Raw genomic sequence first — 25457 nt, 5'->3', positions numbered from 1 at the left:
GGCAGCGCCCGGCACCGGCGGCTCGCTGCCCCCCTGCGGGTCGGTGGCCGCATGGTTGGTGATGCTGCCGGCCTGCGCGGGCGCGATGGCGTGCCAGCCAAAGGCCGCATGGCCGGCGTGCGCCGGCGCGGCCTCCCGCCCCCCCGCGCCCGCCCCGGCCGTGACCACGCCCAAGCCCGTGGCGGCCGTGCAGGATGACGACGACCGCGAGTCCGAGATTGCCCTGCGCAAGAAAAAGGAGCAGGAAGCCAAGCAGCGCGAGCAAAAGGAGCGTGAGCTGGCCCAGCGCAAGGAAGCCGAGCGCAAGAAGCAAGCCGAGCAGGACAAGAAGGACCGCCTGGAAGAAGAGCGCCAGGAACGCCTGCAAAAGGAAAAGGACGCCCGCGAAAAGGCCGAGAAGGCGGAGAAGGACCGCAAGGAAGCCGACCGCAAGAAGCAGGCCGAGCAGGACAAGAAGGACCGCCTGCAAAAGGAAAAGGACGCCCGGGAAAAAGCCGAGAAGGACAAGGCCGAGCGCGAGAAGGCCGAAAAAGCCAAGGCAGAGGCCGACGCCAAGGCCAAGGCCGCTGCAGATGCGAAAGCCAAAGCAGCAGCGGATGCCAAGGCCAAGGCCGCTGCTGACGCCAAAGCCAAGGCAGCAGCAGATGCCAAGGCCGCCGAAGCCCAGCGCCAGGCCAATATCGCCCGCATGGCCGGTATGGCAGGCGCAGCAGGTGCGGCCGGCAGCAGCCAGGGTGGCACGCCATCGGGCAGCGCCTCTGGCCAAGGTGGCCCATCGGCCGGCTATGGCGGCAAGGTCGCTGCCAAGGTGCGCCCCAACATCACCTTCCCTGATGACATCCAGGGCAACCCGCGTGCCGAGCTGGAAGTGCGCGCTGCCCCCGATGGCACCATCGTGGGCGTGCGCGTCACCAAGTCCAGCGGCAACAAGGCCTGGGACGATGCCGTCGTCCGTGCAATGCACAAGACCGAAACCTTGCCACGCGACACCGATGGCCGCGTGCCGTCGAGCCTGGCGATTGGCTTCCGCCCCAAGGACTGAAGACCTGTTTGTCTTCCCCAAAAAAATGCCCTCGGCCACCTGGCCGAGGGCATTTGTCTTTGGATGGGCAGCGTGCTGCCACCGCCCTCTCGGGCGTCAGCCTCAGCTCACCATATAGCCGCCATCGACCGGCAGCACCACGCCCGTCATAAAGCTGGCCGCCGGTGTGCAGAGGAACACGGCCGCTTGCGCCACATCCTGCGGTGTGCCCCAGCGCCCCAGCGGCGTGCGTGCCAGGATGGGGCCCGAGCGGGCCGGGTCGTCCTGCAGCGCCTGGGTCAGCGGCGTCGCAATCCAGCCCGGGGCAATCGCGTTCACCCGGATGCCATCGGCCGCATAGGCAATGGCAAGCGACTTGGTCAGCTGGCCAATGCCGCCCTTGCTGGCCGCATAGCCGGGCACCAGGCCACCACCGAAGAAGGTCAGCATCGATGCGGTGTTGACAATGCAGCCGCGCCGGGCGCGCAGCTTGTCGCGCGTGGCGGTGCAGACCCGCATGGTGCCCGTCAGGTTCACCTCCAGCACGCGCTGGAAGACCTCCACATCGTGCTCCAGCCCGCGCTTGATGATGCCCGCGCAGTTGAAGACGATGTCGAGCTCGTCCAGATCGGCGAGCGCCCCATCCAGATCGGCCTGGCGCGTCACATCGGCCTGGCGCACCTCCACCCCGGCGTCCAGCGTGCCATCGCCCTCGCCCAGGCCCAGCGCAATCACGCGCGCGCCCAGCGCCGCCAAATGGTTGGCGATCACGGCGCCAATGCCTTGGGTGGCACCGGCGACCAGGGCGGTCTTGCCTGTCAACAGGTCTTTCTGGTAGGTCGTAGTCATCACTCGCATCTCTCGCATTGCTTGCTTATCGCCCGCTTGGGGCTCAGTTCTTCATGTCCAGCAGTTTGATCAGGTCGGCGAAATAGGTCGCATCCTTCATCATCTGGTTGCGGAAACCCTGGTCGTCGGCATAGACAAAGCCCAGGTTCTGTTTGGCCAGCACTTCCTGGAAGGCCGGCTCATCGACGGTCTTCTTGGCGGCGGCCTTGAGGTAGTTCAGCACATCGGTGGGCAGCTTCTTGGGGCCGGCAATGCCGCGCCAGGTGCCAATGCTCAGGTCGATGCCCTTTTCCTTCAAGGTAGGCACCTTGTCGAAGTTCTTCACGCGCTGGTCCGCCATCACGGTCAGCATCTTGAGCTTGCCCGCCTGCAGCTGCTGGGCCACTTCGGCCGGGCTCACCGCCACCGCATCGACGTGGCCGCCCATCAGCGCCAGCACGGCTGGGCCCGCACCCTGGAACGGAATATGGTTGAACTGGATGCCCGTCTTGTCGCCCAGCGCCGTGGCGGCAAAGTGCCAGATCGAGCCATTGCCGGCATTGCCCACGCCCATCTTGCCGGGGTCCTTCTTGGAGGCGGCGAGGAACTCTTCGATCGTGTTCCAGGGCGCATCAGCGCGCACCGTGATCGCGGCCGGGTCGGCGTTGAACTGGATGATGGGCTGCACATCGTCGTACGAGAACTTGGCCAGGCCCATGGGCTTGAGGGTCACCAGTTCCACCGTCACCACGGCCAGCTTGTAGCCGTCAGGCTTGGCATTGATCATGTCCGTCCAGCCAATGGCGCCGCTGGCACCGGGCTTGTTGATCACCACCACGCTTTGCGGAATGTGCTTGCGCGCCGCCTCACCAAAGGCACGGGCCACACCGTCGGTGCCGCCACCGGGCTGGAAGGGCACGATCAGCTCGATCTGGCGTGCCGGAAAGTCCGCCGCCACCGCCCAGCCGCTCATGCCCATCAGCACAGCGCTGGCACCGGCGGCGACAAAGCCCATGGCGCCGCGGCGCGTTTTATTCATGTTCATACCGTCTCCTGCTTTTTACTTTGTCGTGCAGTTTCAATAGGTCGCACGTCCACCGGATACATCAAACACCGCCCCAGTGCTGAACGAGCAGGCGTCGGACGCCAGCCACAGCACCTGGGCGGCAATCTCCTCGGGCTCGCCCAGGCGGCCCATCGGGCTCTTGGCAATCATCGTGGCCACATGCTCGGGGGCCATCTGCTCCAGGATGGGCGTGCGCACCGCTGCCGGTGCCACCGCATTGACCAGTACGCCGCTGCCGGCCAGCTCCTTGCCCAGCGACTTGGTCAGCGCCAGCACCCCGGCCTTGGCCGCGCTGTAGGCCGAGGCATTGGGCGTGCCCTCCTTGCCTGCGAGCGAGGCGATGTTCACCACCCGGCCATAGCCCTGGGCACGCAGCACCGGCACCACCGCCTTGCAGACGTGGTAGACACCGACCAGGTTGATATCGATCACGCGTTGCCAGATGGCGTCGTCAAAGGCATCGAGCGCCATCGTGGGCCCGGTGATACCGGCGCTGTTGATCAGCATGTCGACCCGGCCCAGCCTCTCGAGCGTTTGCGCCAGCGCCGCCTGGATGCTGGCCGGCTCGGTCACATCGACCGGGCAGAACAGCGCATCACCTGCATCTGCGGCAGAAGGCGGCTGCAGATCCCAGACGGCCACCTGGGCACCGGCTTGCTGCAAGGCCTGCACCAGGCTGGCACCAATGCCGCTTGCGCCGCCCGTCACCACGGCCACCCGGCCGCCCAATTGGTAGCTGCAATCGGCCATGTCAGCGGATGAACTGGTTGGTGTAATCGGCACCCAGGCCCACGGCCTCGAAGTGCTTGCGGCACATGTCGATCTTGGTGAACACGTCCTCAAAGCCCATGCCCTTGCCCCAGGGGTCGGTGTAGTACATGACACCGTTGACCTGGAAGTAGGTGATCATCTCCTCGCAGTCTTCGGGCACATACAAGGTGTGGGTCTCGCCTGGGGGCTCAAACACATAGCTGCCTTCCTTGGCCCACCAGTCGTGCTCCAGGTATTTCCAGCGGCCCTTGAGCACAAAGCCATGCACGGCCTGAGGGTGGCGGTGGCGGCTGAGCACGCCGGACTTGCGCACCTTGAGCAGGTTCATCCAGTAACCCTGGCTGGCATTGAGGCAAAGGGGGCGAAACCAGACGTTCTCGGCCTGCGGCACCCACAGCCGCTCATCGGTGGGGATGGCGCTTTCCACCACGATCTCGGGCAAGGCATCAGGCGGGTTCGGATACTGGTAAGGCATCAACGGGGTCTGGTCAGGGCTGTCTACGGGCATTTATCCACCATATGGACTAAAGTTCACAATATGGATAATTGTAGAGAACGCCGAAAGACCCGCAGCCCAGATAAACCCCAAGCCTTGGGCGGCACAGACATATTGGCGACAGGGACCGGGCTGCGGCAGCGGCCCAACGGGCACAAAAAAACCCGGCTGCCTGGCCGGGTTTCAGTGTGCGGATGCGCGTGGATGTCCGCGATCAGGAATCCACCCAATTGACCATGCCGCTAAAGGCCGTCACCAGCACGATGATGCCGAACACAATGCGGTACCAGGCAAAGGGCACAAAGCTGTTGGAGGCGATGTAGCGCAGCAGCCAGCGCACGCAGAGCCAGGCGCTGATGAACGAGAAGATGAGCCCCGTGGCAAACATGGGGATATCGGCCATCGACAGCAGCGCCCGCTCTTTGTAGAGGCTGTAGACGCCAGCGCCGATCAAGGTGGGGATCGCGAGGAAGAACGAAAAATCGGTGGCCGCCTGGCGCGACAGGCCCATCAGCATGCCGCCGATGATGGTCGAGCCGCTGCGGCTGGTGCCCGGAATCATCGCCAGGCACTGCACCAGGCCGACCTTGAGCGCATCAAGCGGCGTCATCTCATCGACCGTCTGCACCCGCACATGGGCGGACTGGCGCTTTTCCGCCCAGAGGATGACAAAGCCGCCCAGGATAAAGGTGGTGGCCACGACGATGGGCGTGAACAAATGCGCCTTGATGTACTTGCCAAACAACAGGCCCAGCACCACGGCGGGCAAAAAGCCGATAAAGACATTGAGCGCAAAGCGCTGTGCCTGGCGGCTCGATGGCAGGGCCACGACGGTGGTCCGGATCTTTTGCCAGTACACCAGGATCACCGCAAAGATGGCGCCAGTCTGGATCGCGATGTCGAACACCTTGGCCTTGGCATCGTCAAAGCCCAGCAGGCTGCCGGCCAAAATCAAATGCCCTGTCGAGGAGATCGGCAAGAACTCCGTCAGCCCCTCCACCACGCCCATGATGGCGGCTTTGATCAACAGCAAGGTGTCCACAACAGTCTTTCAAAAAATCGGTCTGCCCGATTATCCAGCGGCCCAACACGCGCCACGGGTCTGGCCCGCCAGCGCGCACGAAAATTTACACAATGCAGCGCCCTCGCCTGCGCAGCCGCTATGGCGCCGGCAACGCCACCACCTGCACGGCGCCCCCGGCATCCACCAAAGGCTCGTAATGCGCCAGCACGGCGTAGCGCCCCTGCGCGGCCAGGTGCGGCGCGAGGGTTTGCAGGCCCTCGCGCAAAAAGGCCAGCGCCGGCTTGTCCAGCCCCGAGGTGGGCTCATCGAGCAGCACCAGCCGGGCGCCACTGGCCAAGCCCAGCGCGATGACCAGCTTGCGCAGACTGCCGGTGGAGAGCGCCAGCAAAGGCTTGGCGCCATGCGGGGCCAGATCAAAGCCCGCTTGCCATTGCCCAAAAAGTGCCTCATCCCAGCCCGGGCAGTCCCGGCGCATCTGGGCGATCCAGTCTGCGACCACCGTGGTGCCTGGCGGCATCGTGGCGGGCAGGCGTGGCTCGTGCCAGAACACGCCCCCTGCGCTCTTGAGCGCCTGCGGCGTCTGGCCATCGATAAGCAGGCTGCCCCCGCAGGCCTGCAGCTGCCCGGCCAGCAATTGCAGGGCCGTGGTCTTGCCTGCGCTCAGGCCATCGACCAGTTGCACCAGGCCAGGCGCGGCCTGCCATTGCCAGCCGGCCAGCAGTGGGGCCGCTTGCGGGTAGGAGAAATCCAGCGCATTCCATTCCAGGCTCATAGGGGTATCCGGCTTGCTTGCTTAACTCCTAAAAACATAGCATAAAATCGCGCAATATCGATGAAAACCCCGCACATGCTCGACTATTTGGACTTTGACACCAGCGATGACGGCGAAGGCCTTACCAGCCTCGATGCGATGGCCTATGCCAAGGCCGCCCAGTGGCCAGCGCTGGCAGCCGAAGTCACGCAGCTGCTGGCCTGGTGCAGCGATACCTTTGGCGCCCCCGGCCCGCTGGAAGATGGCCACCGCTGGGATCTGGACCTGCAGTTGCAAAACGATGCCGGTGACGCGCTGGCCTTGCACTGGGATGCGCGGCAGCGCCAGCTATTGGCGCCCCAGGCAGCGCAGCAGACCGCGCTGCAGCTGAGCCTGACCCTCAGCGGCCCCGACCCCCTGGCCCAGCAGCTGACCGCGCAGTTTCTGGGCGATAGCGACTGAGCTTTCACCCCCTATGCGCCCAGCATCAGGTCCAGGTTCTGCACCGCCGCACCCGATGCGCCTTTGCCCAGGTTGTCAAAAATGGCCGCCAGCAGCACCTGGCCCTGCGCCTCGTTGTGGAAGACGCTGAGCTGCATGGCATTCGTGCCGTTGAGCAGCTGCGGATCCAGGTGTGTAAGCGCTCTGGCCTCATCCAGCGACAATACCTGCACATCGGGCGTCTGCGCATAGTGGCGTGCCAGGCAGGCCTGCAACGCAGCGGCATCCACACCGGGCGGCAGCATGCGCAATGCCAGCGGCACCGTCAGCACAATGCCCTGGCGATAGGCACCATAGGCCGGCACAAACAGCGGGCGCGCGTCCAGACCTGCGTGCAACTGCATCTCCGGCGCATGCTTGTGAGCCAGCTCCAGGCCGTAGATCTGGAAGGCTGGCGGCTTGGCACCCCCCACGCCCTCATGCGCCTCGACCCCTGCGCGTCCGCGCCCGGAGTAGCCCGATACCGCATGCACGCTGAGCGGGTAGCTGGCAGGCAGCAGCCCGGCCTGCACCAGGGGCAGCAGCAAGCCGATGGCCCCCGTCGGGTAGCAGCCGGGGTTGCTGACCCGGCGGGCCTTGGCAATGCGCTCGGCCTGCGCTGCCGACATCTCCGCAAAGCCATAGACCCAATCGGCCTGCGTGCGGTGCGCAGAACTGGCATCGATCACCCGCACCGCAGGATTGACGATGGCCTGCACCGCCTCGCGCGCTGCGGCGTCGGGCAGGCAGAGGATGGCGATATCGCAGGCATTGATGGCTTCGGCCCGGCGCTGGGCGTCCTTGCGCTCAGCGGCTGGCAGGGTCACGACGCGGATATCGCTGCGCCCGCGCAGCCGCTCATGGATTTGCAAACCGGTGGTGCCCTGGTCGCCGTCGATAAAAACAAGTGGAGTGCGCATATGCAGATGACTTCCGAGAATGCGGGCGCTGGCCCATGGATGAAGCCGCCATATTCCTCCGGACCCTAAAATAATGAAAGTTGAATTTCACAAACCATACATTCAGCTTTTCTGAATTTGGAGCCGCGATGCGAGAGATCAGCCTGGACCGTTTACGCACCCTGGTGGCGATTGCCGACCAGGGCTCGTTCATCAAGGCCGCCCATAGCCTGCATTTGGCCGCGCCCACGGTCAGCCTGCATATTGCCGAGCTGGAAGAGCGCATTGGCGCGCCGCTGCTGTCGCGTAAGCGCGGCCATGTCCGGCCCTCTGCGATTGGCGAAGTGCTGGTCGCACGCGCCCGCCGCCTGCTGGACGAGGCCGAGCTGGCCTTGAGCGACATCCAGCGCCAGGTGCAAGGGCTGGAAGGGCGTGTGCGGCTGGGCGCATCGACCGGGGTGATCGCGCATCTGCTGCCCCAGGCATTGGCGGTGCTGCGCGATCAGCATCCGGGCATCGACATCCAGATCAGCGTCCAGACCTCGGAAGAGACGCTGGCGCGCCTGGTGGATAGCCGCTTGGACATCGGTGTCACCGCCCTGCCCCAGCCAGCCGTCGCAGGCCTGGTGATCCAGCCCTGGCGCCGCGATCCCGTGATGGCCTTTGTGCCTGCCGACTGGACCTGCCCGGCCCGCCTCACACCGCAGTGGCTCGCCGGGCAGCCGCTCATCCTCAACGATGCCAGCACACGCCTGTCCCGCCAGACCAGCGAGTGGTTTGCCGCGGGCGGCCACCACCCGGTGCCGCGCATTGCGCTGAACTACAACGATGCCATCAAGAGCCTGGTGGCCGCAGGTTACGGCGCCACCTTGCTGCCGCACGAAGCTACGGCCCCACCGCCGGATGCGCGCATTGCGATGCGCCCGCTGCGCCCTGCGCTGTGGCGCCGGCTGGGCATCGCCCACCGCGCCGGCTATGTGGAGCCCTCCACCCAACATGTGCTGGATGTGCTGTGGGGCCTGCGCCTGGTGTGAGCGCCGCTGCCGCAGGCCCATCGCCCTGCTGCTGGCCGCTAAAACAGCCACCAGCCGCACAAGGCCGCGCCCACCACCACCCATAGCGCGGAGAGCCGGGCAAACACCAAGAGGCCAAATGCGGCCAGCGCCAGGCCAAAATCCAGCCGGGAATGGATGGCGCTGGTCCACACCGGGTCGTACAGCGCAGCCAGCAGCACGCCGACCACCGAGGCATTGATGCCCGCCATCACCCGCTGCACGCCGGCCCGCTGGCGCAGCGATTCCCAGTGGGGCAGCGCAGCGGCCACCAGCAACAGGCCGGGCAGAAACACCGCCAGCAACAAGGCCAGGCCGGCCCACCAGCCGCCCCATGGCGCGGGCATGGCCGCGCCCAGGTAGGCGGCAAACGTGAACAGCGGGCCCGGCACGGCTTGGGCGGCGCCGTAGCCTGCCAGCAGCATGTCGTTGGACACCAGCCCGCCCGGCACCAAGCTGGCCTGCAACAACGGCAGCACCACATGGCCGCCGCCAAACACCAGCGCACCGGCCTGGTAGACCTGGCTGGCCATCGCCAGCAAGCTGCCCCCATACGCGGCTATCAGCCAGGGGCTCAGCCCCAGCAACACGGCGTAGACCAGCAGCAAGCAGCTTCCCATGCGCTTGCTGACGCCATAGTGCTGGTGCTGTGCCGCAGGCAGCGGACCCAGCTTCAGCGCCCAGCGGCCCAGTACCGCACCCAGCACGATGGCTGCCAGCTGCCCATAGGTGGAAGGCACGGCCAGCACCAGCAAGGCGGCGGCGATGGCCCATGCCCCACGCAACCGGTCCGGGCACAAGGCCCGCGCCATGCCCCATACGGCCTGCGCCACCACCGCGACGGCCACGACCTTGAGGCCATGCACGGCGCCCGATGCGGCCAGCCCTGCCCATTGCGACAGGCCCAGTGCCAACAGCATCAGCGCCAGGGCCGATGGCAAGGTAAAACCCAGCCAGGCTGCCAAGGCCCCCCACCAGCCCGCCCGGCCCAGGCCCAAGGCCATGCCCACCTGGCTGCTGGCCGGGCCGGGCAGAAACTGGCACAGCGCCACCAGATCCGCATAGGCGCGCTCATCGATCCAGCGCCGGCGCAGCACAAACTCGGTATGGAAATAGCCCAGATGCGCAACCGGCCCGCCAAACGAGGTCAGACCCAGCTTTGAAAAAGCGGCCAGCACTTCCAGCGCAGAGCCCTTGGCGTGGGCGGCATCTGCTTGCGGTGAAGGGCAAGGCTCTGGGCGGGGGTGGGCGTTCATAGGGAGGCACAGTCGCGGTGGTTGGCCAGCAGCATAAGCGGGCTCGCTGGCATTGCCAAGACCGCCATGGATCAACCTGCTTGCGCAGGCCTTGGCAGCAAGCGCATGCGGCCCGCATTCATCAGCCCCATGCCGGCAATCGCCGCAGCACCACCCACCAGCAAGGAAGCCGTCAGCGGCTCGGCCAGCCACAGGCTGGACAGCAGCATGCCAAACAAGGGCACCAGCGACATATAGGCAGCCGCGGCCCCGGCGCCCAGCTCCTGCACGCCCCGCAAGTACCAGGCATAGGCCAGTGCGGTGGCACCCAGCGCGAGCGCCATCAGGCTGTACCAGGCATGGGCCGGCGCATGCACCAGGCCGGCCCAGGCGGCCGGACCCTCGACCAGCAGGCTGGCTGCCAGCAGCAACAGTGCGCCAAGGCTGGCGGTCGCGGCCGTCGTGGTAAGGGGATCGATGCGGGCCAGTACCAGGCGGCCCAGCAAGGTGTAGCCCACCCAACAGGCCGCGCAGCCCAGCAGCAACCACACTCCGCTCCCCGCAGCGCCGCCCAGGCCCCAGGCCCAGTGGCCGCCGCTCAGCGCATACAGCGATCCGCCCACGGCCAGCGCCAGGCCCAGGCAGATGGGCAGGTTCATGCGCTCGCGAAACAGCAGCACCGCAAACAGCATGGTCAGCACCGGGTTGAGCGCCACCACCATCGCCGCCTGGCCTGCGGGCACGGTTTGCAGCGCCAGCAAAAAGAACAGCGAGTAGCCCAGCACGCCCACGGCCGATGCGGCCGCCAGGCCCAGCCACTGGCGCCCCGCCAGGCTGCGCAAACGCCCCATGCGCCCGGTGCGCGCAAGCCACAGCAGCAGCACGGCACTGGCCAGCAAAAAGCGCAGGCTGGCCGCTGCCAGCGGTGGCATGGCTTGCGCCACAACGCGGCCCCAGGGCCAGGACGCGCCCCAGAGCGCTGCCATGCCAATAAGACCCAGATGGGTGGAGTATTTTGCGGAGTTCATGCGCTGCTACTATCCGCTAATCACTATCGATGGTCGAATGAGCAAATGCTCATAGCCATCCCAGCTTATCTGCGCCATGACCTTCACCCAGCTCGAAGTTTTTGCCACCCTGGCCAAGGTGGGCAGTTTTTCCCGTGCGGCGGCGGTGCTTGGCATCTCGCAAAGCGGCGTCAGCCATGCGATCAAGCAGCTTGAAACCGCCCTGGGCGTGGGCCTGTTCAGCCGCAACGGGGCAGCGGTCAGCTTGACCGAGGTGGGCAGCCGCCTGCTGGTCCGCGCCCAGGACATGCTGCAGCAGCAAGAAGCGCTGCGGCAGGAAGCGCAAGCTGCGCGCGGCATTGCAAGCGGGCGCCTGCAGATCGCCTCGTTTGGCGCGACCTCCTCGCTGCGCCTGCTGCCCCAGCTGCTGGCCGCATTTCGCCAGGCCCATCCACTGGTCGAGGTGCATATCGAAGAAGCGGTGGACAGCGTGGTGCTGCAGTGGCTGCTGGAGCGCCGCGTGGAGCTGGGCTTTGTGGTTTTGCCCGACGAGCGCTTTGACACCGTGCCGCTGATCGAGGACGAGCTGGTGGCCGTGCTGCCCGCCGCCCATCCACTGGCCCAGAAGACCAGCATCAGCGCGTTGGATTTTCATGGCCAGCCTTTTATCCGCACCTCGGCGGGCTCGGGGCCCCGGGTCGATGCTTTTCTGGCGGACAAGGGCGCCGTGCCCAACACCTTGTACCGGTTTGAGCAGCTCAGCTCGATGATGGGCTTTGTCGCGCAAGGCGATGCCCTGACGATTGCCGCGCGCCTGGCGCTGCCCGCGCCCCCGGCCGGCGTCACCTACCGCCGGCTCATGCCGCGCAACCACCGGCACATTGCGCTGGCGGCACTGCGCTTTGACCGCTTATCGCCCGCAGCGGCAGCCTTCGTCGAGACCGCGCGAAAAGCCCGCAAGCGCCTGGTGCGGGAATAAAGCGCCTGGACATCAGCGCCTTGCTGCCGGGCGCAGGCCGCGTTTATTCGCCGCTTAGCGCAATCACCACGGCCGAGGGCTCCACCGTTACCTGCACCGCAGAGCGCGCACGCAGCGACGTGGCCTGGCGGCTAAAGCCCACCAGCTGCACGCCGGACTGCAGGCGCACAGCGAGCTCCTGCACCGTGCCGCCGCGCGTGGCCCGTGTGACCGCACCCTGCCAGCCGTTGCTGCCCGGCGCCAGCGCGGCAGCGGCCGATGCCGCTTGCACCGTGACAGCGGTGGCCTTGCACATGGCGAGCACCGGCAGCCCCTGGCGCAGGCCCAAGAGCTGCGCGCTCTCATCGGTGATATGGGAATGCAATACAAACTGCGCGCCAGCATCGGCCCCCTGCAATTGCACCTGCACCAAGGGGCCGCTGCGGCTGAGTTGGGCCACGACACAGGGCCATTGGTTGCGCATGCTGGTCATCACCTGCAATCGCGCCAGGGTGGTGGCCACTGAGATGCCTGCTTGCCCGGCAGCGCGTGCCTGGGGGTCTGCAGCCGTTGGCAGCTGGCGCGCATGCTCGAGCTGCACATGCAATTGCTCGCGCGCATGGCCCATGGCGTCGGCGGCCTCAAGCAGCAGCAGCGCATCGGCCGTGAGCTGCGCGCCCCCGCCGCCCTTGCCGCCCACGCTGCGCTGCACCAGCTCCACCCCTGCCAGGTTGGACAAGGTATCCAGGGCCTGCCAGGCCGCCTTGTAGCTGATGCCCACGCGGCGCGCGGCCTCCGAGATGGAGCCGCAATCCTGGATATGGCGCAGCACATCCATGCGGCGGTCAGAGCGCTTCTCGGCGAGCGCGGCAGCGAGCGATGCTTGGGGGATCATGGCGCGAATCTTCGCATGGTTTAGCGCCTCGGTACCCATAGCGTGCCTTCAGAAAAGCACTGCCCAGAATATCGCGCCAACACGGTGGCCTTTGACCCCCATCATTTGTTGCCTCTCGACAATCTCGTTACACTCGCGCTATTCATTAACAGAATAGCGATTTGATAACTGCCATGACCCAACGCCGCTTCGCCCCCCTCGCCCTGTCCCTGTTTGCAGCCTTCGCTGCCAGTGCCCATGCGGGCGAAGTCTCGGTGGCCGTGGCCGCCAACTTCACCGCGCCGATGCAAAAGATTGCCGCCGAGTTTGAAAAGGACAGTGGCCACAAGGCCGTGCTGTCCTTTGGTGCCACCGGCAAGTTCTATGCCCAGATCAACAACGGCGCGCCCTTTGGCATTTTGCTGGCCGCCGATGACACGACGCCGGCCAAGCTGGCCCAGGAAGGCAAGGGTGTGGCCGCCAGCCGCTTCACCTACGCCATCGGCCAGCTGGTGCTGTGGAGCAAGCAAGCGGGCTATGTGGACGACAAGGGCGCCGTGCTCAAGACCGGCGACTACCGCCACATCGCCATCGCCAACCCCAAGCTCGCCCCCTACGGCCTGGCCGCGATGGAAACGCTCAAGAACCTGGGCCTGACCGACCAGGTGACGCCAAAAGTCGTGCAAGGCGAGAACATCGGCCAGACCTACCAGTTTGCAGCCAGCGGCAATGCCCAGCTGGGCTTTGTGGCGCTGTCGCAGGTGATGGAAGACGGCAAGCTGCGCGAAGGCTCGGCCTGGATTGTTCCATCGGCCATGCATGAGCCCATCCGCCAGGACGCCATTGTGCTCGACAGCGCCAAGGACAATGCCGCCGCCACCGCCTTGATGGACTACCTCAAGGGAGACAAGGCGCGCGCCATCATCAAGTCCTACGGTTACGCGTTCTAAGGCGCGGCGGGCCACCGATCTGGCGGGTCTGATCCCGCCGGTCTCTGCTCGGCAATTGACATCAGCGCGTTGGTCCGGCCAAACACTGCCCTTGCCCGGCAGGCGCTGCGCGTGCACCATGTGCGCAGCCGCCGCTTTCTTCTTCCCACCTTGCCACGACCCCGCCTGCCGTGAGTACCTCCCTTCTCAGCCCTGACGATTGGGCCGCCATCTGGCTGACGCTTGAGCTCGCCAGTTTCACGACTGCCTTGCTGCTGGTGCTGGCCACGCCGCTGGCCTGGTGGCTAGCGCATACGCCGTCGCGCTGGCGTGGCCCCATCGGCGCGGTGGTGACCTTGCCGCTGGTGCTGCCGCCCACCGTGATCGGCTTTTACCTGCTGGTCACGATGGGCCCCAATGGCCCGATGGGCCAGCTCACCAACGCACTGGGCCTGGGCTATCTGCCCTTTACCTTTGCCGGGCTGGTGGTGGGCTCGCTGGTCTACTCGCTGCCCTTTGCGGTGCAGCCGCTGCAGCGGGCCTTTGAAGGCCTGGGCCGCCGCCCGCTGGAAGTAGCGGCCACCCTGGGCGCCAGCCGTATCGACAGTTTCTTCAGCGTGGCACTGCCACTGGCGCGCCCGGGCTTTATCACCGCTGCGGTGCTGACCTTTGCCCACACGGTGGGTGAGTTCGGCATCGTGCTGATGCTGGGCGGCAATATCCCCAGCAAGACCCGCGTGGTCTCGGTGCAGATCTACGACCACGTCGAAGCCATGGAGTATGCCCAGGCGCACTGGCTGGCCGGCGGCATGGTGGTGTTTGCCTTTGTGGTGCTGGTGGCCTTGCAGTGGCTGCAGCCCCGCGACAAGAACAATGCGAGTCCCCTATGACGCAAGCCCAGAACGCCCACGACGGCATTCACGCGCGCCTGCAGCTTGAGCGCGCGTCGTTCCAGCTGCAGGTCGATCTGCAGATGCCTGGCCAGGGCGTCACCGCGCTGTTTGGCCCCTCGGGCTGCGGCAAGACCAGCTGCCTGCGCTCCATTGCCGGGCTGGAGCGCGCCCAGGGCCAGGTCACGGTCAATGGCGAGCGCTGGCAGGACGATGACAGCGCCCACTGGCTGCCCACCCACCAAAGGGCGCTGGGTTATGTGTTTCAGGAAGCGAGCCTGTTCCCGCACCTGAGCGCCCATGACAACATCCGCTACGGCCTGCGCCGCACCCCGGCGGCGCGCCAGCGCGTGCAGATCGAGCGCCTGGTCGAGCTGCTGGGCATTGGCCCGCTGCTGCCCCGCAAGCCCGCGACCTTGTCGGGCGGCGAACGCCAGCGCGTGGCCATTGCCCGTGCGCTGGCCACCAGCCCGCGCGTGCTGCTGATGGACGAGCCGCTGGCCGCGCTGGATGCCGAGCGCAAGGCCGAGGTGCTGCCCTACCTGGACCAGCTCAGCGATCAGCTCAAGCTGCCGATCCTGTACGTCAGCCACTCGATCGACGAAGTGGGCCGCCTGGCCGACCAGGTGGTATTGCTGCAAACCGGCCGTGTCGTGGCCCAGGGCCCGGTGGCCGACATGCTGACCGCACTGAATGCCCCGCTGGCCCAGGCCCTGCCCGATGCCCAGCAAGCCAGCCTGCTCGAAGGCCAGGTCTGCGGCCACGACCTGCAAGACCACCTGTGGTCGCTGCAAATCGGCACCCACCCACAGCTGCAGCTGCATTGGACCCAGGCCGATGCCCATTACCGGCAAGGCGAGCGGGTGCGCCTGCGGGTGCTGGCGCGCGATGTCAGCCTCTCGCTGATGCCCCAGACGGGCAGCTCCATCCTCAACAGCCTGCCAGCGGTGGTGACTGCCCTGCAGGCCAGCAGCCCGGGCCAGGTGCTGGTGCAGCTGCGCCTGGCGCCAGGCACTGGAGATGACATGCCCTATCTGCTGGCCCTGGTGTCTGCCCGCTCGGCGCGCCTTTTGCAGCTGGCGCCCGGCCTGCGGGTGCATGCGCAGCTCAAGGGCGTCGCCGTGCTGCGCTGACGGCCCTGGCCCACTTGGGGTGCCTGGGGCCTGGCCCCAGCAACAAAAAAGCCCGGACGCATCCGGGCTTTGTCGTGTCTGGTGGGGCCGATTAAGGGGCCAGCACCACTTCCACGCGGCGGGCTTGGGCATTGTTGCCAGCGTTCTCCACCGCTTCAGGCTTCTTCAGCTCCAGCTTGTCTTCGGTCACGCCCAGGGCCAGCAGCGCATCGCGCACGGCAAAGGCGCGTTGCTTGGCCAGCTCGGCGTTCTTGTCGGCGTCGCCGGTGGCATCGGTGTAACCCGAGATCACGGCACGTTGGCCGGCCTTGACGCCAGCGATCACGTCGACCAGCGCTTCGTTGGCACCCTGGGCCAGCTCGGCCTTGGCGGTGGCAAAGTAGAACTTGACCACGCCGTTTTCGATCACCACGGCAGCGGCGTCGTCTGCCACCACGGCAGCGCCGCCAGCAGCAGCGCCAGTGGCGGAAGCGCCAGCAGCATTGCCAGCCTCAGCCGCAGCGGCTGCACGGGCGGCGGCCACGGCCGGGTCCGTACCACCCAGCACGGCGCCACCCTTGGTGCCGGTCTGCGCGGTCAACACGCCCGCTTGGCCAGACTTAGCGCCATGCAGGCCCTTGTAGGCGCCAAACCAGATCACGCCCAACACCACCAGGGTGATCAGGGCAAATACCAGGCCCAAGGCAAAGCGCTCATCACCGTCATTATTTTGCGAAGAACTCACAGTCAGACTCCAGGCACCCGTGGTGCATTAAAAAAGAAATTGTTGTGGCTGCATGCCGTGGCCGCGCAGGCCCTGCACACCCCCATGGCAGATACGCGCGAGATTGTACCTTGCAGCACTGGCGCCGCGCAGCGAACCGCCCCCCATTCGTGCAGCCAAATCGGCCCGCAAAGCGGCCACCAACCAGGTAGTAACCCGGTATCCGGCGCTCGAAAATAGATAGCAGGTAATCGCGCCACCATGCCCTTTAACTAGTGATTACCCTTGAGTTGGCGGCTTTCTCTGAAATATTTTTTCATCCTTGCGCCTGTTCGCAACATCGGCAAGCTAATTTGTATGGGGAAGCGCGTAGTTATTCGTAAAATCAGTGCTTTTCGAAAATGTGCATTTGCTTACCAGCAATGAGCACGTGTGACAGGACTAGCCAACCATTGGAGACACCATGCAGGCTTTACTCGCCCTATCCAGGGCTATCGACAGGCTCAATGCCTTCGTCGGCAAATACTCAATCTGGCTCATCTTTGCCGCCACCTTCATCAGCGCCGCCAACGCCATCGTCCGCAAGGCCTTCGACGCCAGCTCCAACGCCTTCCTGGAAGTGCAGTGGTACCTGTTCGCCTGGTCCTTCTTGCTGGCCGCCGGCTACACCTTGCTGCACCGTGAGCATGTGCGCATCGACGTCATCAACTCGCGCCTGTCCAAGACCAAGCAGGTCTGGATCGACATCATCGGCTTTGCGCTGTTCCTCACTCCGCTGTGCGTCACGATTCTGTGGCTGAGCATGCCGGTGGTGATCCAGATGTACCAGTCTGGCGAAATGTCGGGCAATCCGGGCGGCCTGATCCGCTGGCCGGTATGGGCCGCCATCCCCGTGGGCATCACCTTGCTGATGCTCCAGGGCCTGTCCGAGCTGGTCAAGCGCATCGCGTTCTTGACGGGCGACGGCCCTGACCCGATGGGCAAGCTCAGCGACAAGAGCGCTGAGGAAGAGCTGGCCGAAGCACTGCGTGCCGAAGCTGAAATCAAGCAGGCCCAGGCGGCTGCAGCAGTCCAGGCTGCTGCGCGCCAGCCTTGAAGGTAGCACGAGGATCTCACCATGGAATTTATCGCTACCAACTACGCCCCGATCATGTTCGCGGGCCTGATCGTCTTTCTGCTGCTTGGTTTTCCCGTGGCGTTCAGCCTGGGCGCTGCCGGCCTGATGTTCGGCTTTATCGGCATTGAGCTCAATGTGTTTCCCTCGTCGGTGATGGCCTGGTTGCCCCAGCGCCTGATCGGCATCATGGCCAATGACACCTTGCTGGCCGTGCCCTTCTTCACCTTGATGGGCTTGATACTGGAGCGCAGCGGCATGGCCGAGGACTTGCTCGACACGGTGGGCCAGGTCTTTGGCCCGATCCGTGGCGGTCTGGCGCTCGCCGTGATCTTTGTCGGCGCGCTGCTGGCCGCTACTACCGGTGTGGTGGCCGCATCGGTCATCTCCATGGGCTTGATCTCGCTGCCCATCATGCTGCGCTACGGCTATGACCGGCGCCTGGCATCGGGCGTGATTGCCGCATCGGGCACCCTGGCCCAGATCATTCCGCCCTCGCTGGTGCTGATCCTGATGGCCGACCAGCTGGGCAAGAGCGTGGGCGATATGTACAAGGGCGCGTTCATCCCCGGCTTCATGCTGATGGGTCTGTACGTGCTGTGGGTCGCCTTCCTGGCCATCTTCAAGCCCAAGCTGGTGCCCGCGCTGCCCGTTGAAGCCCGTATCTACCGCGAAGCCAACGGCAATGCCGGCTACACCTCGCTGATCGTGGTGATGGGCCTGTCGACGATTGTCGCGATCTTCCTGGCCAACCATATGGCCGACATCCACACCTGGTGGGAAGGCAAGCTGGTCACCGATGTGGCCACCGACGAGAAGATTGTCACGGCCATGTGCGGCGGCACCTTCATTGCCTTTGTCATCGCCTCGATCAACCGCGTCTTCAAGCTGGGGCTGCTGTCCAAGCTGGCCGAGCGCGTGACCTTTGTGCTGATCCCGCCGCTGCTGCTGATCTTCCTGGTGCTGGGCACCATATTCCTGGGCATTGCCACCCCCACCGAAGGCGGCGCCATGGGTGCCATGGCCGCGCTCGTCATGGGCTTTGCCCGCAAACGCCTGAACATGAACCTGCTCAAGCAGGCGCTGGGCTCGACCACCAAGCTCGCCAGCTTTGTGATGTTCATCATGATTGGCGCGACGACCTTCAGCCTGGTGTTCCAGGCCGCAGACGGCCCCAAGTGGGTCGAGCACCTGCTCACCAGCCTGCCAGGCGGCCAGACCGGCTTCCTGATCGTCGTCAACGTGATGATCTTCTTCCTGGCTTTCTTCCTGGATTACTTCGAGCTGTCGTTCATCGTCGTGCCGCTGCTGGGCCCTGTCGCTGACAAGATGGGCATCGACCTGATCTGGTTCGGTGTGCTGCTGGCAGTCAACATGCAGACCTCGTTCATGCACCCGCCATTTGGTTTTGCGCTGTTCTTCCTGCGATCGGTGGCGCCTGACAAGCAGTATGTGGACCGGGTCACGCACAAGGTCATCGAGCCGGTAACCACGATGCAGATCTACAAGGGTGCCGTGCCGTTTGTGCTGATCCAGCTGGTGATGGTCAGTGTGCTGATCGCCTTCCCGGGCATCGTTACGGGAGCTTTGGAAAAACCGGCGGTCGTCGACATGCAAAAGGTCAATGAGCAGATGATGAACCAACTGGGCAACGCAGACGGGGGCTACGGGGACAACCCCTTTGCCACCCCCGATGCGCCCGCCGATGCAGGCGCAGCGCCGGGTACCGATGCAGGCGCAATGCCCGCTCCTGCCGCAGAAGGCTATGGCTCGGACGACCCGGCCAAGGCCTTGCAGGACTCGCTGGGCACTGCCCCTGCAGAAAGCAAATAAGGGGCGCCCAAGCGCTTCCCACCCAAACCCTGGCTTGCCAGGGTTTTTTTATGGCTGCCCGCCGCTGGGCGCCACAACGCCCAGTGCGCCGGTAGCCCGGCGAACCGGCAGCACGGCACTCCGGCTGCATCCCGCCATGAATGAGAGCGAAGTACCCAAGCCGCATGCCGATGCACGCACGCAGCCTGTATGGACGCAAAAAAGCCGCAGCAAGCTGCGGCTCGTGGTTTGTGCGGCCAAGCCCCAATGGCCTGGCGCATCTTCCCAATCAGGGCAGTTTGACCTGGGCCATGTACTGGTTGAAGGGGTACTCGGAGAAGCGGTTCCACAGGATCTGGTCCTTCTGGAAGGCGCGCATGTCCTGGTGAATCTTCTTGAACTCGGGCGACTTGGCCTCGTGCTCGGCAAAGGTTTCCATCGAGGCCTTGAAGCCGGCGTCCATCAGTTCCTTGGAGAACGGCTTGAGCTGGGTCTTGTTGGCCACCAGGTTCTTCAGCGCGATGGGGTTGAGCACCTGGTACTTGGCGGTCATGTCGGCAGCGGCCACGCGGGTGGCGGCGTCCAGGATGGCCTTGTTCTCGGGCGATAGCGCGTTGTACTTCTTGATGTTGATGAAGAACTCCAGATCGGCCGAGCCTTCCCACCAACCGGGGTAGTAGTAGAACGGAGCGACCTTGTTGAAGCCCAGCTTTTCATCGTCGTAGGGGCCAACGAATTCCACCGCGTCCAGCGTGCCCTTTTCCAGCGCCTGGTACACGTCGCCCGCTGGCATGTTCTGCGCGACCACACCCAGCTTGGCCATGGCCTCACCGAACACACCGCCGCCCATGCGCATCTTGAGGCCCTTCAAGTCGGCCACGGTCTTGATTTCCTTGCGGTACCAGCCGCCCATCTGGGTGGTGGTGTTACCGGCCGATGCGGTCTTGAAGTTGTACTTCTCAAAGAAGGCATCGAGCAGCTTGCGGCCGTTGCCATGGTCCTTCCAACCTGCCATCTGCAGGGTGGTCAGGCCAAAGGGCACCGCGCAGCTGAATGCGAAGATCGGGTCCTTGCCGGTGAAGTAGTAGGCCGCGGTCTGGGCCATGTCGATGGTGTCGCCCTGCAGCGCATCGACCACGCCGAAAGCGGGCATCAGCTCGCCAGCGGGGTGGACCGAGATTTCAAACTTGCCGCCGGACATGGCCTTGACGGCCGCAGACAGCTTTTCAGCGCTGCCGAAGATGGTGTCAAGCGACTTGGGGAAGCTCGAGGCCAGGCGCCAGCGCACTGCAGCCTGTGCATGCACGGCCGGTGCCACTCCTGCGGCCAGAACGCCAGCGATACCGGCATTTTTGATAAGCGAACGACGATCCATTCGTGTCTCCAATTATTTGTTGAAAGTAAAGGTAGCTATCCTGCCATAGGCGCGAGCCGCTTTTAGCTTTGCAAATTGTAGAAATGGTTGCAGAAGTGACTTCAGCGGGTTTTCCCCAGAGTTTTGCAAAGGATTCTGTCCGCATTGCGCCACAGGCGGCGCAGGCCACAAAAAAGCCCGGTACGCAATGACCGGGCTTGTCGGGAGAACCAGGCGCGTGCCCGGCGGCCGATCAGGCTGCTGCGCTCTGGCCGGGCGCCGCCTCTTGCAGCGCAAAACGCTCGCGGATGCTGCGCTCGATGCCGCTGGCATCGAGGCCCTGCATGGCCATCAGCTTGGCCGGGTCACCATGCTCGATAAAGGCATCGGGCAGGCCCAGCTGCAGCACCGGCACATCGATGTGCAGCTGCTGCAGCGCTTCGAGCACCGCGCTGCCCGCGCCACCCATCAGGCAGCCGTCTTCGACAGTGACCAGCGCCTCATGGCTTTGCGCCACTTGCTCGAGCAGCGCGGTATCGAGCGGCTTGGCCCAGCGCATGTTCACCACCGTGGCGTTGAGCGCCTCGCCCGCCTGCAAGGCCGGGTAGAGAAGGCTGCCAAAGGCCAGGATGGCGATGCGCGGGCGGCCCGCCACCGCAGGCTGCGCCTGGCGGCGGATCTCGCCCTTGCCAAAGGTCAGGCCTTCCAGCGATTCGAGTGGCGCGACACCGGCACCGGCACCACGCGGGTAGCGCACGGTCACCGGGTGGTTCTGCGCAAAGGCGGTGCTCAGCAGCTGTCGGCATTCGCGCTCATCGGCCGGGCAGGCCACGCTCATGTTCGGAATGGCACGGGTAAAGGCGATGTCGTAGTTACCGGCATGGGTGGCGCCATCGGCACCCACCAGGCCGGCGCGGTCGAGCGCAAACACCACGGGCAGGTTTTGCAGCGCCACATCGTGGATCAGCTGGTCATAGCCCCGCTGCAGGAAGGTGGAATAGATGGCGACCACGGGCTTGAGCCCTTCGCAGGCCAGGCCAGCGGCAAAGGTCACGCTGTGCTGCTCGGCAATGCCGACATCGAAGTAGCGCTTGGGGAAGCGCTTTTCAAACTCGACCATGCCCGAGCCCTCGCGCATGGCGGGGGTGATCGCGACCAGGCGCTCGTCCTGGGCGGCCATGTCACACAGCCAGTGACCAAACACCTGGGTGAAGGTGGGCTTGGGCGGCGTGGCCGGCTTGACCAGGCCGATGGCCGGGTCAAACTTGCCCGGGCCATGGTAGGCGACGGGATCGGCCTCGGCCAGCTTGTAGCCCTGGCCCTTTTTGGTGACCACGTGCAAAAACTGCGGGCCCTTGAGCTGGCGGATGTTTTCCAGGGTGGGGATCAGCGAATCGAGGTCATGGCCATCGATGGGGCCGATGTAGTTGAAGCCGAAGTTCTCGAACAGGGTGGCGGGCACTACCATGCCCTTGGCCTGCTGCTCCAGGCGCTTGGCCAGCTCCAGGAGCGGTGGCACCTGCTTGAGCATGCTCTTGCCCACGCCCCGCGCCTTGGCATAGAACTGGCCGCTCATCAGCTGCGCCAGGTAGCGGTTGAGCGCGCCCACCGGCGGGCTGATGCTCATGTCGTTGTCGTTCAGGATCACCAGCAGATTGGCGTCGCTCACCCCTGCGTTGTTCAGCGCCTCGAAAGCCATGCCGGCCGTCATTGCGCCATCGCCAATGATGGCCACGGCCTGGCGGTCGCTGCCCTGCAGCTTGAAAGCCTCGGCCATGCCCAGCGCCGCCGAGATACTGGTCGACGAGTGGGCGGTGCCAAAGGCGTCGTATTCGCTCTCGCTGCGCAGCGGGAAGCCCGAGATCCCGCCCCACTGGCGCAGGCCCTGCATGCGGTCGCGCCGGCCGGTCAAAATCTTGTGCGGATAGGTCTGGTGGCCCACATCCCAGACAAAGCGGTCACGCGGCGTTTCATAGACGGCGTGCAGCGCAATGGTCAGCTCCACCGTGCCCAGGTTGGAGCTGAGGTGCCCGCCGGTCTTGGACACGCTCTCAAGCACGAACTCCCGCAGCTCACGCGCCAGGGTCTTGAGCTCGGCGCGCGACATCTTGCGCAGATCCGCCGGGTCGTTGACGGTGGCTAGCAGGGGAAAGGTCTTCGTGGACATACTATGGTTTGGTCACTTGCTACGCATACCTCGGAAGCATCCGCGCAGTTCTTTTTACTGGAATGGCAAGGGGCTATGTTAGCGCCTTGAGCCCGGTTAAGCCGTCACAAGGCGCATTTGGCCTACTCAATGGCTGCGGCGCACCACCATGTCGGCCAGGGCCGCGAGCGCAGCGGTCTGCGGCAAACCGCTGCCCGCCAGCGCCTGCTGGGCCTCGGCCAGCAGCTCATGGGCATAGTCGCGCGCGGGCTGCAGGCCCATCAGCGATACATAGGTGGGCTTGTCGTTGTCGGCATCCTTGCCGGCGGTCTTGCCCAGGGTGGCAGAGTCGGCCACCACATCGAGCACATCATCGATCACCTGGAAGGCCAGCCCCAGGGCGGCGCCGTACTGCTGCAGCGCTGCCAGCGCTGCGCCCTGGATGCCGGCGCAGGTGGCGCCCATCTCGACGCTGGCCTGCAGCAGCGCGCCGGTCTTGAGCTTGTGCATCTGCTGGAGCTGCTCACGCGTGAGCTGCTTGCCGACACTGGCCAGGTCGATCGCCTGGCCACCGGCCATGCCGTTGTAGCCCGCTGCCCATGCCAATTGGCGGCATAGGCGCGCCTGCACCGCATCCGAGATGGCACTGCCCTCGGGCACCAGGATCTCGAACGCCAGCGCCTGCAGCGCGTCGCCCGCGAGCAAGGCCTGGGCCTGGCCAAACTGCACATGGACCGTGGGTTTGCCACGGCGCAGCACATCGTTGTCCATGCAGGGCATATCGTCATGCACCAGCGAATAGGCATGGATCAGCTCCACCGCGCAGCCGGCGCGCAAAGCAGCCTCTGCCTGGGCGGCATCCAGCTTGCCCACGGCCTGGGCAGCGGCCAGCACCAGCAAAGGGCGCAGGCGCTTGCCGCCATCGAGCACGGCGTAGCGCATGGGCTCGCCCAGGTTGGCGGGGGCATCGGCGGCAATCCACAGCGTGAGGGCGTCTTCGACGCGGGCGAGTTCCTGGCTGCACCAAAGGGCAAAATTATCGTGCGCTGAAGTCATGGTTAGCACTTATTCCTCGCTGGTCCAGGGCTTGAGCTGGCCCTCATCCAGTACTTTGATCTGGTCCTGCACCGCCTCGAGCTTGCCCCGGCAAAATGCCAACAGCACGGCGCCGCGCTGGTAGGCGGCCAGCATGTCGCCCAAAGGCAGCTGACCCGACTCGATGCGTGCGACCAGGCCTTCGAGCTCCTGCAGCGCGCTTTCGTAGTTATCGGGTTCGGGCAGGTCCGGCGTGGCAGACGTCTTGGAGGCGGTGGCCTTGGGCATGGGCAAAGGGGGCAAACAGCGTGCCCAGGTGCATGGATGTAAAGGCTCGATTTTAGGCGCATGGGAGGCGACCGCGAACACAGCGGCGACCGCGCGCTCTCGCGCAGGCTGCAGGCTGGCGCGAATTCCCACAAAAAATCCTGGCGATCTATGGTGGAATAAGAGGCTGCAGCTATCAATTTGATAATATTGGCAGCCTGTCGATGCCATAGTCAACCAGTGACAAGCCATGTCATTTATGACAATTCACGCATGGACAGAACGGGAATAACCCCACTGGGTATAATCCCATTTTTCGCGAAACCGGCCATCCTTTGTTGTTGCTGCCGGTTTTATTTTTTTCTCCGCGTGCGCACGCGCACCCTCCCTGTGGGGAGTCTTTAGGTCAGGTCACCCATGTCTGATTTAAGTCTTCAACTGCAGCAGGCCGCAAGCCAACTTCCAGTTTCAAGCTACTTTGATCAAGCGCTTTTCGAGCGCGAGATGCAAACCATCTTCCAGCACGGTCCCAAATATGTGGGCCACCAGCTGGCGATTCCCGAGATTGGCGACTACTACGCCCTTCCCCATGAGAAGGAAGGGCGCGCCCTGGTGCGCAATGCCGCAGGCCAGGCCGAACTGATCTCCAACGTCTGCCGCCACCGCCAGGCGGTGATGCTCAAGGGCCGGGGCTCGCTCAACCACCAGCAAAAAGGCAGCGCCGGCGGCAATATCGTCTGCCCGCTGCACCGCTGGACCTACAGCCCCAGCGGCGAGCTGCTGGGCGCGCCGCACTTTGCCCAGGACCCCTGTCTCAACCTGAACAACTACAAGTTGCAGGAGTGGAACGGCCTCCTCTTTGAGGACAACGGCCGCAACATCCAGGCCGATCTGGCCAATATGGGTCCGGCCGCTGCCTTGAGCTTTGATGGCTTTGTACTCAACCATGTCGAGATGCATGAGTGCAACTACAACTGGAAGACCTTTATCGAGGTCTACCTGGAGGACTACCACGTCGGCCCCTTCCACCCCGGACTGGGCAATTTCGTCACCTGCGACGATCTGAAGTGGGAGTTCGCCAAGGAGTACTCGGTACAGACCGTGGGCGTGGCACCCACCTTTGCCAAGCCGGGCTCGGACATCTACAAGACCTGGCACGAGGTGCTGCTGAACTTCCGAGGCGGCAAGATGCCCGAGCATGGCGCCATCTGGCTGACCTACTACCCCCACATCATGGTGGAGTGGTACCCGCATGTGCTGACGGTCTCGACCCTGCACCCCATAGGCCCGGACAAGACCATGAACGTGGTGGAGTTCTACTACCCCGAGGAAATCAGCGCCTTCGAGCCCGAGTTTGTGCAGGCCCAGCGCGCCGCCTATATGGAGACGGCCATCGAGGACGACGAAATCGCCGAGCGCATGGATGCCGGCCGCAAGGCCTTGTATGAGCGTGGCGATAACGAAGTGGGCCCCTACCAGAGTCCGATGGAAGACGGCATGCAGCACTTCCACGAGTGGTATCGGGGTATGATGCAGGCCGCTGTTCCAGACAAGTGATCTGCCACAGCCAGGCACTCCCAACTATTTAGACCCTCAGATAGCTGCTAGCGCA

Annotated in this window: 25 protein-coding genes; 10 read left to right on the top strand and 15 right to left on the bottom strand. The window is 64.8% G+C overall.

Annotation, left to right across the window (positions count from 1 at the left end; translation table 11 throughout):
* Window positions 1-61 precede the first annotated feature (61 nt).
* Window positions 62-1042 (top strand): cell envelope integrity protein TolA, encoded by a 981-nt coding sequence (tolA, locus tag WH367_RS21790; protein WP_445228144.1) that lies wholly within the window; start codon window positions 62-64, stop codon window positions 1040-1042.
* Window positions 1043-1144: 102 nt separating this feature from the next.
* On the opposite strand, the gene WH367_RS21785 is transcribed toward tolA, so the two are convergent.
* The 6 genes from WH367_RS21785 to WH367_RS21760 form a co-directional block, all read right to left on the bottom strand.
* Window positions 1145-1870, bottom strand: a complete 726-nt coding sequence (locus WH367_RS21785; RefSeq protein WP_021026023.1) for an SDR family NAD(P)-dependent oxidoreductase — start codon at window positions 1868-1870, stop codon at window positions 1145-1147.
* A gap of 43 nt (window positions 1871-1913) precedes the next feature.
* Window positions 1914-2894: a Bug family tripartite tricarboxylate transporter substrate binding protein gene (locus WH367_RS21780; protein ID WP_312986765.1), complete on the bottom strand. Its 981-nt coding sequence runs from the start codon at window positions 2892-2894 to the stop codon at window positions 1914-1916.
* A gap of 33 nt (window positions 2895-2927) precedes the next feature.
* Window positions 2928-3665, bottom strand: a complete 738-nt coding sequence (locus WH367_RS21775; RefSeq protein WP_339537639.1) for an SDR family NAD(P)-dependent oxidoreductase — start codon at window positions 3663-3665, stop codon at window positions 2928-2930.
* A 1-nt stretch (window position 3666) separates the two neighbouring features.
* Complete coding sequence (locus WH367_RS21770; protein WP_021026020.1) at window positions 3667-4194, bottom strand: 2,4'-dihydroxyacetophenone dioxygenase family protein; 528 nt, start codon at window positions 4192-4194, stop codon at window positions 3667-3669.
* Between the two features lie 202 nt (window positions 4195-4396).
* Window positions 4397-5224: an undecaprenyl-diphosphate phosphatase gene (locus tag WH367_RS21765; RefSeq protein ID WP_021026019.1), complete on the bottom strand. Its 828-nt coding sequence runs from the start codon at window positions 5222-5224 to the stop codon at window positions 4397-4399.
* A gap of 118 nt (window positions 5225-5342) precedes the next feature.
* Window positions 5343-5978 carry an ABC transporter ATP-binding protein gene (locus tag WH367_RS21760; RefSeq protein WP_339537638.1) on the bottom strand — a complete coding sequence of 212 codons (636 nt, stop codon included), beginning with the start codon at window positions 5976-5978 and terminating at the stop codon, window positions 5343-5345.
* A gap of 60 nt (window positions 5979-6038) precedes the next feature.
* On the opposite strand from WH367_RS21760, the gene WH367_RS21755 reads away from it, so the two are divergent.
* The gene (locus WH367_RS21755) at window positions 6039-6419 is read left to right on the top strand and encodes a hypothetical protein (protein ID WP_339537637.1); all 381 of its coding nucleotides are present in this window, start codon (window positions 6039-6041) and stop codon (window positions 6417-6419) included.
* Between the two features lie 11 nt (window positions 6420-6430).
* Here WH367_RS21755 and argC read toward each other — a convergent pair whose 3' ends face one another.
* The gene (gene argC, locus WH367_RS21750; protein ID WP_339537636.1) at window positions 6431-7357 is read right to left on the bottom strand and encodes an N-acetyl-gamma-glutamyl-phosphate reductase; all 927 of its coding nucleotides are present in this window, start codon (window positions 7355-7357) and stop codon (window positions 6431-6433) included.
* A gap of 128 nt (window positions 7358-7485) precedes the next feature.
* On the opposite strand from argC, the gene WH367_RS21745 reads away from it, so the two are divergent.
* Window positions 7486-8370, top strand: coding sequence for a LysR family transcriptional regulator (locus WH367_RS21745; RefSeq protein ID WP_339537635.1), 885 nt, complete (start codon window positions 7486-7488; stop codon window positions 8368-8370).
* 38 nt (window positions 8371-8408) lie between these two features.
* On the opposite strand, the gene chrA is transcribed toward WH367_RS21745, so the two are convergent.
* Together chrA and WH367_RS21735 are read right to left on the bottom strand one after the other, a co-directional pair.
* Complete coding sequence (gene chrA / locus WH367_RS21740) at window positions 8409-9644, bottom strand: chromate efflux transporter (RefSeq protein ID WP_339537634.1); 1236 nt, start codon at window positions 9642-9644, stop codon at window positions 8409-8411.
* 71 nt (window positions 9645-9715) lie between these two features.
* Complete coding sequence (locus WH367_RS21735) at window positions 9716-10651, bottom strand: DMT family transporter (protein WP_339537633.1); 936 nt, start codon at window positions 10649-10651, stop codon at window positions 9716-9718.
* Between the two features lie 76 nt (window positions 10652-10727).
* Between WH367_RS21735 and WH367_RS21730 the strand changes: the two genes are divergently transcribed.
* Window positions 10728-11609, top strand: a complete 882-nt coding sequence (locus WH367_RS21730; protein WP_339537632.1) for a LysR family transcriptional regulator — start codon at window positions 10728-10730, stop codon at window positions 11607-11609.
* 43 nt (window positions 11610-11652) lie between these two features.
* Here the strand turns inward: WH367_RS21730 and WH367_RS21725 are convergent, their stop codons facing one another.
* On the bottom strand, window positions 11653-12483 hold the full coding sequence (locus WH367_RS21725; protein WP_043339300.1) for a TOBE domain-containing protein: 831 nt from the start codon (window positions 12481-12483) through the stop codon (window positions 11653-11655).
* Between the two features lie 173 nt (window positions 12484-12656).
* Here WH367_RS21725 and modA point away from each other — a divergent pair, with 173 nt between their 5' ends.
* From modA to modC, 3 genes are all read left to right on the top strand, one after another.
* Window positions 12657-13412, top strand: coding sequence for a molybdate ABC transporter substrate-binding protein (modA, locus tag WH367_RS21720; RefSeq protein WP_339537631.1), 756 nt, complete (start codon window positions 12657-12659; stop codon window positions 13410-13412).
* 170 nt (window positions 13413-13582) lie between these two features.
* Window positions 13583-14281, top strand: coding sequence for a molybdate ABC transporter permease subunit (modB, locus tag WH367_RS21715; protein WP_339537630.1), 699 nt, complete (start codon window positions 13583-13585; stop codon window positions 14279-14281).
* Window positions 14278-15414 (top strand): molybdenum ABC transporter ATP-binding protein, encoded by a 1137-nt coding sequence (modC, locus tag WH367_RS21710; protein ID WP_339537629.1) that lies wholly within the window; start codon window positions 14278-14280, stop codon window positions 15412-15414. The genes modB and modC overlap by 4 nt, the downstream gene beginning before the upstream one ends.
* Before the next feature lie 91 nt (window positions 15415-15505).
* Here modC and WH367_RS21705 read toward each other — a convergent pair whose 3' ends face one another.
* On the bottom strand, window positions 15506-16138 hold the full coding sequence (locus tag WH367_RS21705; RefSeq protein WP_021026010.1) for an OmpA family protein: 633 nt from the start codon (window positions 16136-16138) through the stop codon (window positions 15506-15508).
* 442 nt (window positions 16139-16580) lie between these two features.
* On the opposite strand from WH367_RS21705, the gene WH367_RS21700 reads away from it, so the two are divergent.
* Window positions 16581-17213: a TRAP transporter small permease subunit gene (locus WH367_RS21700; protein WP_021026009.1), complete on the top strand. Its 633-nt coding sequence runs from the start codon at window positions 16581-16583 to the stop codon at window positions 17211-17213.
* A gap of 21 nt (window positions 17214-17234) precedes the next feature.
* Window positions 17235-19064 carry a TRAP transporter large permease gene (locus WH367_RS21695; RefSeq protein ID WP_339537628.1) on the top strand — a complete coding sequence of 610 codons (1830 nt, stop codon included), beginning with the start codon at window positions 17235-17237 and terminating at the stop codon, window positions 19062-19064.
* 268 nt (window positions 19065-19332) lie between these two features.
* Here the strand turns inward: WH367_RS21695 and WH367_RS21690 are convergent, their stop codons facing one another.
* The 4 genes from WH367_RS21690 to WH367_RS21675 all read right to left on the bottom strand — a co-directional run bounded on the left by WH367_RS21690 (window position 19333) and on the right by WH367_RS21675 (window position 23866).
* Entirely contained in the window at window positions 19333-20418 is a 1086-nt protein-coding gene (locus tag WH367_RS21690) for a TRAP transporter substrate-binding protein (protein ID WP_116925966.1), read from the bottom strand.
* Between the two features lie 232 nt (window positions 20419-20650).
* Entirely contained in the window at window positions 20651-22564 is a 1914-nt protein-coding gene (gene dxs, locus WH367_RS21685; RefSeq protein WP_339537627.1) for a 1-deoxy-D-xylulose-5-phosphate synthase, read from the bottom strand.
* Window positions 22565-22690: 126 nt separating this feature from the next.
* The gene (locus WH367_RS21680; RefSeq protein ID WP_339520403.1) at window positions 22691-23599 is read right to left on the bottom strand and encodes a polyprenyl synthetase family protein; all 909 of its coding nucleotides are present in this window, start codon (window positions 23597-23599) and stop codon (window positions 22691-22693) included.
* 9 nt (window positions 23600-23608) lie between these two features.
* Entirely contained in the window at window positions 23609-23866 is a 258-nt protein-coding gene (locus tag WH367_RS21675; protein WP_021026004.1) for an exodeoxyribonuclease VII small subunit, read from the bottom strand.
* Between the two features lie 396 nt (window positions 23867-24262).
* On the opposite strand from WH367_RS21675, the gene WH367_RS21670 reads away from it, so the two are divergent.
* Complete coding sequence (locus WH367_RS21670; protein ID WP_339537626.1) at window positions 24263-25402, top strand: aromatic ring-hydroxylating oxygenase subunit alpha; 1140 nt, start codon at window positions 24263-24265, stop codon at window positions 25400-25402.
* Window positions 25403-25457 lie beyond the last annotated feature (55 nt).

The sequence above is a fragment of the Comamonas sp. MYb21 genome (assembly GCF_037479395.1).
Lineage (GTDB): Bacteria > Pseudomonadota > Gammaproteobacteria > Burkholderiales > Burkholderiaceae_C > Comamonas.
Note: the sequence above shows the minus strand (reverse complement) of the source record. Positions and strands in the feature narration are given on the sequence as shown.

Excerpts from the sequence above, each read along its gene's own strand:
- tolA (WP_445228144.1), top strand. The coding sequence starts at position 62 with ATGCTGCCGGCCTGCGCGGGCGCGATGGCGTGCCAGCCAAAGGCCGCA.
- WH367_RS21785 (WP_021026023.1), bottom strand. The coding sequence starts at position 1,870 with ATGACTACGACCTACCAGAAAGACCTGTTGACAGGCAAGACCGCCCTG.
- WH367_RS21780 (WP_312986765.1), bottom strand. The coding sequence starts at position 2,894 with ATGAACATGAATAAAACGCGCCGCGGCGCCATGGGCTTTGTCGCCGCC.
- WH367_RS21775 (WP_339537639.1), bottom strand. The coding sequence starts at position 3,665 with ATGGCCGATTGCAGCTACCAATTGGGCGGCCGGGTGGCCGTGGTGACG.
- WH367_RS21770 (WP_021026020.1), bottom strand. The coding sequence starts at position 4,194 with ATGCCCGTAGACAGCCCTGACCAGACCCCGTTGATGCCTTACCAGTAT.
- WH367_RS21760 (WP_339537638.1), bottom strand. The coding sequence starts at position 5,978 with ATGAGCCTGGAATGGAATGCGCTGGATTTCTCCTACCCGCAAGCGGCC.
- WH367_RS21755 (WP_339537637.1), top strand. The coding sequence starts at position 6,039 with ATGAAAACCCCGCACATGCTCGACTATTTGGACTTTGACACCAGCGAT.
- argC (WP_339537636.1), bottom strand. The coding sequence starts at position 7,357 with ATGCGCACTCCACTTGTTTTTATCGACGGCGACCAGGGCACCACCGGT.
- WH367_RS21745 (WP_339537635.1), top strand. The coding sequence starts at position 7,486 with ATGCGAGAGATCAGCCTGGACCGTTTACGCACCCTGGTGGCGATTGCC.
- chrA (WP_339537634.1), bottom strand. The coding sequence starts at position 9,644 with ATGAACGCCCACCCCCGCCCAGAGCCTTGCCCTTCACCGCAAGCAGAT.
- WH367_RS21735 (WP_339537633.1), bottom strand. The coding sequence starts at position 10,651 with ATGAACTCCGCAAAATACTCCACCCATCTGGGTCTTATTGGCATGGCA.
- WH367_RS21730 (WP_339537632.1), top strand. The coding sequence starts at position 10,728 with ATGACCTTCACCCAGCTCGAAGTTTTTGCCACCCTGGCCAAGGTGGGC.
- WH367_RS21725 (WP_043339300.1), bottom strand. The coding sequence starts at position 12,483 with ATGATCCCCCAAGCATCGCTCGCTGCCGCGCTCGCCGAGAAGCGCTCT.
- modA (WP_339537631.1), top strand. The coding sequence starts at position 12,657 with ATGACCCAACGCCGCTTCGCCCCCCTCGCCCTGTCCCTGTTTGCAGCC.
- modC (WP_339537629.1), top strand. The coding sequence starts at position 14,278 with ATGACGCAAGCCCAGAACGCCCACGACGGCATTCACGCGCGCCTGCAG.
- WH367_RS21700 (WP_021026009.1), top strand. The coding sequence starts at position 16,581 with ATGCAGGCTTTACTCGCCCTATCCAGGGCTATCGACAGGCTCAATGCC.
- WH367_RS21695 (WP_339537628.1), top strand. The coding sequence starts at position 17,235 with ATGGAATTTATCGCTACCAACTACGCCCCGATCATGTTCGCGGGCCTG.
- WH367_RS21690 (WP_116925966.1), bottom strand. The coding sequence starts at position 20,418 with ATGGATCGTCGTTCGCTTATCAAAAATGCCGGTATCGCTGGCGTTCTG.
- dxs (WP_339537627.1), bottom strand. The coding sequence starts at position 22,564 with ATGTCCACGAAGACCTTTCCCCTGCTAGCCACCGTCAACGACCCGGCG.
- WH367_RS21680 (WP_339520403.1), bottom strand. The coding sequence starts at position 23,599 with ATGACTTCAGCGCACGATAATTTTGCCCTTTGGTGCAGCCAGGAACTC.
- WH367_RS21675 (WP_021026004.1), bottom strand. The coding sequence starts at position 23,866 with ATGCCCAAGGCCACCGCCTCCAAGACGTCTGCCACGCCGGACCTGCCC.
- WH367_RS21670 (WP_339537626.1), top strand. The coding sequence starts at position 24,263 with ATGTCTGATTTAAGTCTTCAACTGCAGCAGGCCGCAAGCCAACTTCCA.